Source organism: Arthrobacter sp. SPT-J7, from assembly GCF_059089965.1.
In genome coordinates this window covers 1-11,995 of record NZ_JBNHFF010000093.1, presented here as the reverse complement: position 1 = coordinate 11,995, position 11,995 = coordinate 1, and the positions used below count along the sequence as shown (strand labels likewise).

General features: G+C 65.3%; 10 protein-coding genes. 7 read left to right on the top strand and 3 right to left on the bottom strand.

Features of this window, described 5'->3' with window-relative positions; translation table 11 throughout:
- Positions 1–344: 344 nt before the first annotated feature.
- Entirely contained in the window at positions 345–614 is a 270-nt protein-coding gene (locus AC5RWX_RS24660; protein WP_494098916.1) for a GlsB/YeaQ/YmgE family stress response membrane protein, read from the bottom strand.
- Positions 615–814: 200 nt separating this feature from the next.
- Here AC5RWX_RS24660 and AC5RWX_RS24655 point away from each other — a divergent pair, with 200 nt between their 5' ends.
- Complete coding sequence (locus AC5RWX_RS24655) at positions 815–1,681, top strand: HAD hydrolase family protein (RefSeq protein ID WP_494098915.1); 867 nt, start codon at positions 815–817, stop codon at positions 1,679–1,681.
- A 31-nt stretch (positions 1,682–1,712) separates the two neighbouring features.
- On the opposite strand, the gene AC5RWX_RS24650 is transcribed toward AC5RWX_RS24655, so the two are convergent.
- Together AC5RWX_RS24650 and AC5RWX_RS24645 are read right to left on the bottom strand one after the other, a co-directional pair.
- Positions 1,713–3,092, bottom strand: coding sequence for a UDP-glucose dehydrogenase family protein (locus AC5RWX_RS24650; RefSeq protein ID WP_494098914.1), 1,380 nt, complete (start codon positions 3,090–3,092; stop codon positions 1,713–1,715).
- On the bottom strand, positions 3,089–4,276 hold the full coding sequence (locus AC5RWX_RS24645; protein ID WP_494098913.1) for a glycosyltransferase family 4 protein: 1,188 nt from the start codon (positions 4,274–4,276) through the stop codon (positions 3,089–3,091). Before AC5RWX_RS24645 ends, AC5RWX_RS24650 begins: the two co-directional genes overlap by 4 nt.
- 237 nt (positions 4,277–4,513) lie before the next feature.
- Between AC5RWX_RS24645 and AC5RWX_RS24640 the strand changes: the two genes are divergently transcribed.
- The 6 genes from AC5RWX_RS24640 (at position 4,514) to AC5RWX_RS24615 (ending at position 11,943) form a co-directional block, all read left to right on the top strand.
- Complete coding sequence (locus tag AC5RWX_RS24640; RefSeq protein WP_494098912.1) at positions 4,514–6,064, top strand: sugar ABC transporter ATP-binding protein; 1,551 nt, start codon at positions 4,514–4,516, stop codon at positions 6,062–6,064.
- The gene (locus AC5RWX_RS24635; RefSeq protein ID WP_494098911.1) at positions 6,061–7,110 is read left to right on the top strand and encodes an ABC transporter permease; all 1,050 of its coding nucleotides are present in this window, start codon (positions 6,061–6,063) and stop codon (positions 7,108–7,110) included. Before AC5RWX_RS24640 ends, AC5RWX_RS24635 begins: the two co-directional genes overlap by 4 nt.
- On the top strand, positions 7,103–8,188 hold the full coding sequence (locus AC5RWX_RS24630) for an ABC transporter permease (RefSeq protein WP_494098910.1): 1,086 nt from the start codon (positions 7,103–7,105) through the stop codon (positions 8,186–8,188). Before AC5RWX_RS24635 ends, AC5RWX_RS24630 begins: the two co-directional genes overlap by 8 nt.
- A 29-nt stretch (positions 8,189–8,217) precedes the next feature.
- Positions 8,218–9,276: a rhamnose ABC transporter substrate-binding protein gene (gene rhaS / locus AC5RWX_RS24625; RefSeq protein ID WP_494098909.1), complete on the top strand. Its 1,059-nt coding sequence runs from the start codon at positions 8,218–8,220 to the stop codon at positions 9,274–9,276.
- Between the two features lie 207 nt (positions 9,277–9,483).
- Entirely contained in the window at positions 9,484–10,827 is a 1,344-nt protein-coding gene (locus tag AC5RWX_RS24620) for an arabinose isomerase (RefSeq protein ID WP_494098908.1), read from the top strand.
- 222 nt (positions 10,828–11,049) lie between these two features.
- Positions 11,050–11,943, top strand: coding sequence for a PRC and DUF2382 domain-containing protein (locus AC5RWX_RS24615; protein ID WP_494098907.1), 894 nt, complete (start codon positions 11,050–11,052; stop codon positions 11,941–11,943).
- Positions 11,944–11,995 lie beyond the last annotated feature (52 nt).

The following is an 11,995-nucleotide window of genomic DNA, read 5'->3' as shown; positions in this document are numbered from 1 at the left end:
CCTTGAGAGCGTAAAAGGCTTCCTCCGCCTGGTGCAGGGCGTACTCCAGGTGCGAGCCTGGCTCCGGCAGGGAGAACAGGAACCCCTCGCCGCCGCTGAAACCCTCCGCTAGCAGCGCCTGATGGTTCCGTCCCGGCAATTCTTCCCGGCTTGCCCCGAAAGAGAATCAGCCATGTCCCCCCTCGCACATCATTAGGTGCCGGTCGGGAAATTGATGGGTCCGGCGGAAGCAGTTTCTGAAACAAAAAAGTTTTGCCGCTGAGCGCCCTCGGCAGGCGGGCAAGCAAAAGCGCCGTCCTCCGCGTGCGGAGAGCGACGCCTGCCCTTACAAAACTTGGTGGTGGCTACACCCCGCGATGGCTGCGGTTGGTGACTGCCCCGTAAACAAGCAGTACGATAATGGCGCCCAGAATTGCCAGGAGCCAGGTGCGGATATCGAAGAATTCAGCCAGCCCGCCACCGAAGATCAGGGAGCCGATCCAGCCGCCCAGAATAGCGCCGACAACCCCGAGGACCAGCGTCATCAGCCATCCTCCGCCCTGACGGCCCGGCAGGATGGCCTTTGCAATAGCTCCGGCGATCAGGCCCAAAATGAGAAATCCTAGAATGCCCATGTTGTCACTCCTTAATCAGTTAAGTTGTGCCGGGCCCCCATTTCCGGTTCCATAATTCAAGCAGTGTGCTTACTACACTTCAAGACTTTGTTTATCACGGGATGGCTGTCAGTTTGGCCGGCGGGAATGCAGGCTCTTTTAGCGGAGGGAACGCTCTTCGATAGAGTTGACTGTCCCGCCATCTACCCAGGAGATCCGGCATGTCCAGCCAGCAAACCGTCCGGCCACGCGCCATCTTCCTTGATATCGACGGCACCTACGCTGACCACGGGCTGGCCCCGGAAGCCCATGTGGAAGCCGTCCGCACCGCCCGACGGCTGGGGCACCTGGTCTTCGTCTGCACGGGCCGGCCCCTCTCGATGGTCCCCGTCCACATCCTGGAAGCAGGTTTCGACGGCAGCATCACCGGAGCCGGTGCCCGCGTAGAGTTCGGGGGAGAGATCTTGAAGGACACGCGCTTCGAGCCGGATCTGGCCGCGAGGATTGTCGAGGCGCTGGACGCGCATGACGCTGCCTACATCCTGGAAGCACCCGAGGCCTTGCACGGCCGCACGGGCGTGGACCGGAGGCTGCGGGAGGTGCTTGGACCTATTTTCGCCGGACGCCCGCAGCACGACGGAATCCTCAGCACCGATGTGGATCCCCTCGAAGACATCCTGGGCCCCATGCAGTACCGCGATGACCTGCGCTCCACGTCGTACGCCAAAATATCCTGCTTCGATTCGCCGGTGCCGCTGCAGCAGCTGGTTGACGGGCTCGGGCCGCAGGTTGGATTGATCCCCAGTTCGCTTTCCGCCCTGGGCGACAGGGCCGGCGAAATCTTTATGGCCGGGACCCACAAGGCTGTAGGCATCCAGGTGGTGGAGGCGCACCTCGGCCTCGACCGTGTGGACATCGTGGCCATCGGAGACAGCGCCAACGACATCGAGATGCTTGAGTACGCGGGCGTGGGCATCGCAGTGGAAGGCGGGCACCCGGCTGTGCTGGCGGTCGCTGACCGCACTACGGCTGGTCCTTCCGGAAACGGAGTGGCGCTCGCCTTCGCCGAGCTCGGCCTCCTGAACTAGTCCTCCCTCCTGAACTGGCACTCCTTTCTGTCTAGGCCTGGGGGAGTGCCCTCTCCAACGCCTGATGTTCGGTGCTTCCTGTCCCGAGGCCACGCACCAGCCAACCCTCAGCCTGCCAAGCCGTGGCGTCCAGCGCGTTGCGCGCGTCCAGCACCACCCGCCGTCGTACCAGCCCGCCGGCAACCGTGGGGGAAAGGCGGCGGTACTCGTCCCACTCGGTGAGGAGCAAAACCAGCTCCGCGCCCTCGAGCGCCCGTTCAGTGGAGGCCTCGAACCGGAGGCGGGGATAGCGGCGCCAGGCGTGGTTCACCGCCTTGGGATCCGTGACGGTCACATGCGCACCGGCAGCGGCCAAGCGGTCGGCAACGTCAAGGGCGGGGGAATCCCGGATGTCGTCCGTGTCCGGTTTGAAGGACGCACCCAACACCGTAAGGGAGCGCCCTGCCAGGCTGCCGCCGCAGAGTTCAGCGGCAAGGGAAACGGTCCGCCCGCGCTGGCCCAGGTTGACGGAGTCCACCAGCCGCATCCAGTCCTCCACGGCAGCGACGCGGAGGGCTGATGCCTGCGACCGGAAGCTGCGGATGTCCTTGGGCAGGCAGCCGCCACCGAATCCCAGCCCCGCGTGCAGGTAGCGCCCGCCGATCCGGGGGTCCATCCCCATTGCCTCGCTCAGTTCGGCAACGTCCGCGCCGGAAGCGTCGCACAGCTCGGCCATGGCGTTGATGAAGCTGACTTTGGTTGCCAGGTAGGCGTTTGCTGCCGATTTGATGAGTTCCGCAGTGGCGAAGTTGCAGACCAGGCGGGGAATCCCGGCGGCGAGCAGCGGCTCGTACACCGCGTCCAGGGCGGCCGTCACTCCGAGGGGCGCTCCGTTCCGGAGGTTGAACGCGGCGGTGCGGCCGCCTTCCACGCCGTAGACCAGCCGGTCCGGCACCAACGAGTCCTTGACTGCGGTGCCTTGCCTAAGGAACTCGGGGTTCCAGCCCAGCTCCACGTCGGGCCGTGCGGCCAGCAAACCGTGAAGCATGTCCACCGTGCCCACCGGCACGGTGGATTTTCCGACGACGACGGCGCCCGCCGCCAGGTGCGGCAGCAGGGCCCGCGCGGCGGAGACCAGGTAGGTGAGGTCGGCGGCGTCGGACGTTTTGTGCTGGGGCGTGCCCACGCACAGGAAGTGCACCTGCGCGCCCTTGGCGGCAGCCGTTGTGGTGGCGAAGGTAAGCCTGCCGGTGGCCAGCCCGTCCTGCAGCAGTTCGTCCAACCCGGGTTCGTGGAAGGGGGCCACACCGCGTGACAGCTGCTCCACCTTGCCGGCGTCGACGTCGATGCCCACCACTGTGTGGCCCATGGACGCCAGCGTGGCGGCGTGGACCGCGCCAAGGTAGCCGCAGCCGATGACAGAGATTTTCACTGTCCCCACCCGCGCCCTAACCTCGGCTCGGCCAGGGAAGCCGGCGGGCGTGGGCCCAGCGCAACCACCTGCCCACCAATGATCACCGAGTGGTAATGCCTGACCAGTTGTTCACAGAGTGCAGGCCACGTCCTGTCCTGCACCGAGGCGTGGGCCGCTGCCGCGAACGCGCGGCGCTTGGCGTCGTCGCCCATCAGGTCCAGGACCCGGGCGCGCATGCCGGACAGGTCCCCCGGTTCGTACAGCCAGCCTGTCCGCGAGTTCTCCACCAGGTCCAGGGGCCCGCCGCGGCCCGTTGCCACCACCGGCACGCCCGATGCCATGGCCTCCTGGATGGTCTGGCAGAATGTCTCGAACTCGCCGGGGTGGACGAACAGGTCAAACGAGGCGACGGCGCGTGCCAGTTCCTCGCCGCCCAGGAACCCGGTGAAGACTGCGGCCGGCAGGGCTTCCTCCAGTGCCGCCCGCTGCGGTCCGTCGCCCACAATTATCAGTTTGGTGTTGGGCACACCGGCCAGGGCAGCCAGGTCCTCCACCTGCTTCTCCACGGCCAGCCGGCCCACGTAGCCGATGATCCGCTCACCACCGGGAGCTACGGCGGCCCGCCACCCGTCGTCGCGCTTTTCCGGCGAAAACCGTGCAGTGTCCACGCCCCGGCGCCACATCTGCACCCTCGGGATGCCGCGGCCGCGCAACTGGTTCAGCGCGAACGTGGACGGCACCAGGGTGCGCGTGGCGAGCAGGTGGATGTTTTCCACGCGGTTCCAGGCCCAGTTCTCCAGAAAGGGCACACCGTACCGCGCCGCGTAACTGGGAACTTCTGTCTGGTAGATGGCCACGGTAGGGATGCCCAGCTGGTGGGCCGCCTGGGCCGCCCGCCAGCCGAGGACGAACGGCGAGGCCAAGTGGACGACGTCCGGCGCGTAGTCGGCAAGGATTCGCTTGACCCGGTACACACCACCCATCGCCACCCTGACGTTTGTGTAGCCGGCCAGGGGCACCGCCGGCAGCCGGTGGATCTCCGCGCCCCTGACGCGGTCCGGCGCTTCCCCGTCCAGCGTGGAGGGTGCGATGACCAGGACGTCGTCGCCCCGGTCCTCCAGATGCTCCAGCACACGCAGGATGGAATGCGTTACGCCGTTCATCAGCGGCAGGAATGATTCAGCGACAATTGCGATCCTCACCCCTCCACGGTGGTTGGCGGGCGTTGCCGCGCGGGGGACCGGATGTGACGCGGGGGGAAAGGTTTGGGAAACATCGGGATGCCGGTCTGCACCTCTTGAACACGGATCAATCACGAATACCCCGGGGCCCGGTAATTCTATTGACCGCGCTGTTCAGCGGGACTTATGATTCAAATCACGTGGATGTTGTGAAACGATTCATTGGCGAAGCATAAACCTCAGAGACGCGGTTCATTGATGCAGCATGAGCGCAGTGAAATTCCCGGGCCCGGCCACGGGACCGGGCAGGGCGGGCCGGTGCTCTCACTGACTGGCGCTGCCAAGACCTTTGGCCCGGTGGTCGCCCTGGCAGACGGCACGGTGGAGATCCGGGCCGGGGAAATCCACGCGCTCGTGGGGGAGAACGGGGCCGGAAAGTCCACCCTCGTGAAGATCCTCGCGGGCCTCTACCACCCGGACTCCGGGGACTTCAGGCTGAGCGGCGAACCTGTCCACTTTCGCAGTGTGGCAGAGAGCAAGGCCGCCGGCATTTCCGTGATCTACCAGGAGCCAACCTTGTTCCCGGACCTCACGGTGGCGGAAAACATCTTCATTGGCCGGCAGCCGAAGGGACGGTCGCGGCTGATCAGCCGTGCCGAGATGCGCCGGCAGGCCAGTGAACTGTTCGAGCGGCTGGGCGTCCCCATCGATCCGTCCCGCGCGGCGGAGGGGCTATCCATCGCGGACCAGCAGATCATCGAGATCGCCAAGGCCATTTCCCTGGAGGCCAAGGTACTGGTCATGGACGAGCCCACTGCGGCGCTCAGCGGGGTGGAGGTGGACCGGCTCTTTGCCGTGGCCCGCGCCCTGCGGGACAAAGGGACCGGAATCCTGTTCATCTCGCACCGCTTCGATGAGGTGTTCGACCTCTGCGACCGGATCACGGTGATGCGGGACGGACGCTACATCGCAACCCACCGGACCGCCGAGGTCACCGTGGAAAAGATCGTCCGGGAAATGGTGGGCCGGGACATCGGATCGCTCTTCCCCAAAGCCGAGGCGGACATCGGACATACCGTCCTCAAGGTTGACGGGCTCAGCAGGTCCGGGGTTTTCCGTGACATCAGTTTCGAGGTCCGTGCCGGTGAAATTGTTGCCCTCGCCGGCCTGGTGGGCGCCGGCAGGACCGAAGTGGCCCGCGCAGTATTTGGCATCGACGCTTACGATTCGGGTTTTGTATCGGTGGAGGGCAAGCCACTCAAAGCCCGGAACCCCCAGGCCGCCATCGCCGCAGGCCTCGGCTTTGTCCCGGAAGACCGGCGCAAGCAGGGCCTGGTGATGAACCTGTCCGTGGCTCGGAACGTGACGCTTACGCTCCGGAACAAATTCGTGACCGCCGGGCTGATCAACGGCGGCAAAGAGCGCGCGGCGGCGAACGAGTGGAGCAAGCGGCTGCAGGTCAAAGCCGGCTCCCAGGAGCACGCCGTCTCCACCCTCTCCGGCGGCAACCAGCAAAAGGTGGTGCTGGCTAAGTGGCTGGCCACGGACCCGAAGCTGCTCATCATTGACGAACCCACCCGCGGCATCGACGTCGGCACCAAGAGCGAAGTCCACCGCCTCATCTCCGACCTCGCCGGCCGTGGCATCGCCATCCTGATGATCTCATCCGAGCTCCCGGAGGTCCTGGGGATGGCAGACCGCGTCCTCGTGATGAGGGAGGGCAGGATCACCGCCGAGCTGGACAGGGCGGATGCTGACCCGGAATCCGTGATGCACGCGGCAACGTCCCCGGCAGGAGTTACGGAATGAGTTCCACGCTGAAACACGAGGAAAAAGGCACGACGGCGGCCCGCGCCGGCGGCGCCCGGGGCGGGTTCGGCCCGCTGCTGCGGCTGCGCGAACTTCCCGTGCTGGTTGCACTGGTGCTGCTGGTGCTCATCACCTTCCTGAACAACCCGCTGTTCCTGTCCCCGCAGGGAATCAAGGACCTGCTCCTCAACGCCACCATCATTGTGATCCTTGCGGCAGGGCAGACCCTGCTCATCATCACGCGGAACATCGATTTGTCCGTCGGTTCCATGCTGGGGCTGGTAGCTTTCGGCACGGGCTCGATCTTCGCCGCAATGCCCCACCTTCCCATCCTGGCGGTCCTGCTCCTGGGCATGGCCTTCGGGGCTTTGCTCGGGATGTTCAACGGATTTCTGGTAACAGTGGCCAAGGTGCCGGCCCTGGTCATCACCCTGGGCACTCTTTACGTGTTCCGCGGATTGAACAACGCCTGGGCCGGCGGGAAGCAGTACTTCGCAGGAGACCGGCCGGAGGCCTTCGGGGCCCTGTCCGTGGACACCGTGCTGGGCTTCCCCATCATCACCCTGCTCGCCATTGCGGTGGTTGCAGCGGTTGCGGTCTACATGGCCGGCACCCGTCCCGGGCGGGACCTGTACGCCATAGGATCAGACCCGGACGCGGCGAGGGTGCTCGGCATCAAAGTGTCCAAACGCGTGTTCCTGGCCTTCCTCGCCAACGGAGCCTTGGCCGGCCTGGCCGGAGTGCTCTACGCCAGCCGTTTCAACTCGGTCGGCGCCACCACCGGGACCGGAATGGAACTCGACGTGGTGGCCGCCGCCGTGGTGGGCGGAGTGGCGATCTTCGGAGGCAGCGGGACGGTTGCCGGCGCCGCCCTCGGAGCCCTCCTGCTGACCACCATCACCAGCTCCCTGACCGCTCTTCGGGTAGACAAGTTCTGGCAGCAGGCCATCGTGGGCATCCTGATCCTCACGGCCATCGTCATTGACCGCCTGGCCAGCCTGCGGACGGCCCGGAAACTGCGGATAAGCGAGGCGCGGAATGTCTGAAATCACCACTCCCAGCAGCACTCCCGCCGCGGTGCCGGTAGCCGACAGCACGGCGCCGCTGGCCAGCGAGCCGAAAGGAAAGACGGGGGCTGCCCGCATCCTGGCCAGCCGTGACGCCGTTACCATCTACGTCCTGTTGGCGTTCCTGATGTATGCCGCCATCGCCATCCCGCGCTTCGCGTCACCCGTGACCACCGGATTCCTGCTCCTGGATGTCATCCCCGTCCTGCTGATCGCGATGCCAATGACGCTCATCATCGTCACAGGAGAAATCGACCTGTCGGTGGCGAGCATCGCTGGGCTGACGAGCGCGTTGATGGGCGTGCTTTGGGCGGCCGGGCTGGACATCTGGCTTGTGCTGGCCCTTTGCCTTCTGGCGGGTATAGCTGCCGGCATGTTCAACGGCTTCCTTATTGCCGTCCTTGGCTTGCCCTCACTGGCGGTCACCATCGGTACGCTGGCGCTCTTCCGGGGCCTGGCCCTGGTGGTCATCGGGGACAACGCGGTAGCCAACTTCCCCAAGCCGCTGACAGCCTTCTTTACCTCCAAGCTCGGCGCCACCGGCATCCCCACAGTGATGATCGGCGTCGTACTCATCATGGTGTTTTTCGGAGTGCTGCTCCATTTCACGCCCTTTGGGCGCGGGCTGTACGCGATGGGCTACAGCAAGGAGGCGGCCAACTTCGTGGGCATCAACGTGTCGCGGAGCAAATTCTGGCTGTACCTGGGCTCCGGCGCAGTGTCAGCCCTGGCCGGGATCTACTGGACGCTGCGTTATACCAGTGCCCGGAGCGACAACGCCTCCGGGCTGGAACTGGCCGTTATCGCTGCCGTGCTCCTCGGCGGCGTCTCGATCTTTGGCGGCAAAGGCACCATCCCCGGCGTGGTTGCGGGTGTGCTGTTGATCGGCAGCCTGAACTACGCCCTGCGCCTGGGACGGGTGTCCGACGTCGTCCTCATCACCGTGACCGGCCTGCTGCTCATTTTCTCAGTGGTGGCACCCAGCATCGGTGCCGCCGTCCGGGAATGGCGGCACACCCGCCGGGTCCGGCAGAGCTTCAGCCAAGGCGCACCCTAAACCGACCACACAAGGGAAAAGGAAAAACAATGATGTTGAACCGAAAAAGCAACGGCAGGCGCGCCCGCTTCGCGCCGTTGGTGGCCATCACGGCCGCCACGGCGCTGGCCCTGACCGCGTGCAGCGGCGGTGGTGGAACAACGGGGGGCACCTCCGCCGCGGTGGAGGAGCAGAAAATCACGTTCATCCCCAAGCAGCTGAACAACCCTTACACCGACGTCGTCCTGGGTGGCGGCAAGGACGGTGCCCAGGAGGCTGGCTTCGCCTCCTCCCAGGTGGTTGGGCCGCTCGAAGCGTCGGCGTCCAGCCAGGTCTCGTTCATCAACGCCGAAACCCAGGCGGGGACCAACGTCATCGTCATCGCCGCCAACGATCCCGACGCCGTCTGCACCGCCCTGGGTGAGGCGCGCTCCGCGGGTGCCAAGATCGTCGCTTTCGACTCCGACGCCAACCCCGACTGCCGCGACGTGTTCATCAGCCAGGTGGTGGCCAAGGAAGTGGCCCTGATCCAGACGAAGCTCATCGCCGATCAGATCGGCGGATCGGGTGAAATCGCCATCCTGTCCGCCACGGCGAACGCCACCAACCAGAACGAATGGATCAAGTTCATGGAGGAGGATCTGGCCTCCAACCCTGCGTACAAGGACATCAAGCTGGTGGCCAAGGTTTATGGCGACGATGATGACACCAAGTCGTTCCAGGAAGCCCAGGGCCTGCTGCAGGCACACCCGAACCTGAAGGGCATCATTTCGCCCACCACCGTGGGTATCGCCGCCACCGCCCGGTACCTCTCCACCTCGGCGTACAAGGGCAAGGTTGCGCTCACCGGGTTGGGGCTGCCTAACGAGATGCGTCCGTTCGTGAAGGACGGGACGGTGAAGGAGTTCGCCCTTTGGGATCCCGCCCAGCTCGGCTACGTCGCGGCGTTCGCCGGCAAGGCCCTTGTGGAGGGCAAGATCACCGGTGCCGCGGGTGACACCTTCACGGCAGGGGAACTGGGTGACCGGACCATCGAAGAAGGCGGCGTCGTTATTGTTGGCCCGCCAACCGTCTTCAACGCCCAGAACATCGACCAGTACAACTTCTAGCGCTGCCGTGCCCGGACCGGGCGGGCTCCTCCGGCCCGCCCGGCCTTCCGTGCACCGCGCTGCCTGAAGTCAGCGGAAGGGAAGGTTGTTATGCCGCCCACCAAGAGGAATGCTGCTGCTTTACTGGAGCCCCACCGGCGGCGGCCCACCCGGATCGGGTTGGTATCAGGAGGACTCGGAGCCTACTGGCCCCAGTTCCCTGGGCTTTTGCCGCAGTTGCAGGAATCCGCCCGGTACGTCACGGCGCGCTTCAAGGAGCTGGACGCGGAAGTCGTGGATGCGGGATTCATTTCCGATGCCCCCCAGGCCGTTAAGGCGGGGGAGAAACTTCGGCAGGCTGACTGCGACCTGATCGTCATCTTCCTCGCCACCTACCTGACCTCCTCGATGGTTTTGCCGGTGGCCCAGCGCTCCGGAAGCCCAGTGCTGGTCATCGACCTCCAGCCCACCGAAGCAATGGACCACGAGAACTTTGATACGGGCGCCTGGCTCGCCTACTGCGGCCAATGCCCGGTGCCGGAGGTGGCAAATGTCTTCCGCCGGGCGGGAATCGACTTCCGGTCCGTCTCCGGGCACTTGAAGCAGGAATCCGCCTGGGATCGGATTAACCAGTGGGTACACGCTGCAGGCGTCCGCGCCAGGCTCCGGAATGCTCGGCACGGCCTGATGGGCCACCTCTATCCGGGCATGCTGGACGTCGCCACCGACCTGACAACGGTTTCCACTACTTTCGGATCACACGTTGAAGTGCTCGAGTTTGACGACCTGCGCGAGCGCGTGAAGGATGTGACCGACGCCGAGGTGTCCGAACGGCTCACGCTGGCGCGGGAGCTGTTTGTGCTGGATGCGTCTGTCAACGACGACGACTTTGCCTGGGGTGCCAGGGTCTCCGTGGGCCTGGACCGGTTGGTGGAGGACTTCGACCTGGACTCGGTGGCCTACTACCACCGGGGGCTGGCGGGAGAACAGCACGAGCGGCTCGGCGCCGGAATGATCCTGGGGTCCTCCATCCTGACGGCGCGCGGTATCCCCATGGCCGGGGAGTACGAGCTGCGGACCTCCATCGCCATGCTGGCTGTCCAAGCCATCGGCGCCGGCGGTTCCTTCACTGAAATCCAGGCATTGAACTTCGTCGATAACGTGGTGGAAATGGGGCATGACGGCCCTGCCCACTTGGCCGTCTCTTCCAAGGAGCCTCTCCTGCGCGGTCTTGGCGTCTATCACGGCAAGCGCGGCTGGGGAGTTTCAGTGGAGTTTGACGTCCAGCCCGGACCGGTAACCACTCTTGGTCTCGGCCAGGACCCGGACGGCAGCTACGTTTTCGTGACATCGGAAGGGGACGTGGTGCCAGGGCCGCTGCTGGCCATCGGCAACACCACATCGCGCGTAAATTTCGGTGGCGACCCCGGCCTCTGGGTGGATCGCTGGAGCCAGACCGGAACCGGCCACCATTGGGCCCTGTGCCTTGGGCACCGCGCGGCCGACCTCCGAGCTGCCGCGTCCCTGCTGGGCATCGAGCACCGGCACGTGTCGCTCCGGGAAAAGTCCTGAATTTTTTTTGGGCAAAGAGGCTCGTCAGCGCCGGTTTGGGCGTTTCGGTGCGAAGAAAAAGTACTAAGTAGGCTTCCCTTTTGATGCTAAGCATGCTTACGGTATGGGGGCAGCTAGCGGAAAGCCTTCAGCAAAGGGGGTGGAGGCCGGGGCCGGGGCAACCGGTGCCGGAACATCCATGGCTAGCTAAGCCCAGCGCAACGACACATCCAAGGAGACGTCATGCTCAACCGGGAAAATATTGAAAGCCTGCTCAACAAGGGCGGCAACGTCGTCGGTTCCGATGGCGAGAAGATCGGCTCGATCGGCCAGCTGTACGCGGACGACGACACGGGCGAGCCCACCTGGGTCACCGTCAAGACGGGGCTTTTCGGCACGTCGCAGTCCTTTGTCCCTGTTGAGGGAGCCCACAGCCAAGGCGACGACCTGGTGGTTCCGTACAGCAAGGACCACGTCAAGGACGCTCCACGCGTGGACGTCGACGGGCACCTCACCCCCGAGGAAGAGGACCGCCTGTACAGCTACTACGACCGCGGCGCCCAGAGCTACTCCGAGACCCGCCGCGACACCGGTGGCGATGACACGAGTGGCAATGTGGACCTGCAGGGCGACGCAGACCTGAACGCCGGCACTCCCGGTGCCGGTACCTCCGGCTACGCATCCGGCACCGGCACCGCGGGCTACGCTTCCGACCGCGACACCGTGGGCCACGACACCTCCGGGCCCACCACCGATGACGCCATGACCCGCTCCGAGGAACAGCTCCGCGTCGGTACCGAGCGTGAAGCTGCAGGCCGGGCCAGGCTCCGCAAGTACGTCACCACGGAAAACGTCACCAAGACAATTCCCGTGCAGCGCGAAGAGGTCCGCCTGGAGCGGGAGCCCATCACGGACGCCAACCGCGGCGCGGCCCTTGATGGTCCTGACATCAGCGAGGAAGAACACGAGGTAGTCCTGCACGAGGAACGCCCCGTGGTGCAGAAGGAGGCGGTTCCGGTAGAGCGCGTCCGCTTGGACAAAGACGTTGTCCAGGACAACGTCACCATCAACGAGGAAGTCCGCAAGGAGCACATCGAGGCCGACGGCCACGGCGTCGACCCGGACCAGCGCCGCTGACACTCGCCGCTAACGTGCTGAAGCGCTGTTGAACGGACCGGCGCCGAGGCGA

What these genes read in the sequence shown, in the direction of transcription:
- AC5RWX_RS24660 (WP_494098916.1), bottom strand. Translation starts at nt 614, where the DNA reads ATGGGCATTCTAGGATTTCTCATTTTGGGCCTGATCGCCGGAGCTATT.
- AC5RWX_RS24655 (WP_494098915.1), top strand. Translation starts at nt 815, where the DNA reads ATGTCCAGCCAGCAAACCGTCCGGCCACGCGCCATCTTCCTTGATATC.
- AC5RWX_RS24640 (WP_494098912.1), top strand. Translation starts at nt 4,514, where the DNA reads ATGCAGCATGAGCGCAGTGAAATTCCCGGGCCCGGCCACGGGACCGGG.
- AC5RWX_RS24635 (WP_494098911.1), top strand. Translation starts at nt 6,061, where the DNA reads ATGAGTTCCACGCTGAAACACGAGGAAAAAGGCACGACGGCGGCCCGC.
- AC5RWX_RS24630 (WP_494098910.1), top strand. Translation starts at nt 7,103, where the DNA reads ATGTCTGAAATCACCACTCCCAGCAGCACTCCCGCCGCGGTGCCGGTA.
- rhaS (WP_494098909.1), top strand. Translation starts at nt 8,218, where the DNA reads ATGATGTTGAACCGAAAAAGCAACGGCAGGCGCGCCCGCTTCGCGCCG.
- AC5RWX_RS24615 (WP_494098907.1), top strand. Translation starts at nt 11,050, where the DNA reads ATGCTCAACCGGGAAAATATTGAAAGCCTGCTCAACAAGGGCGGCAAC.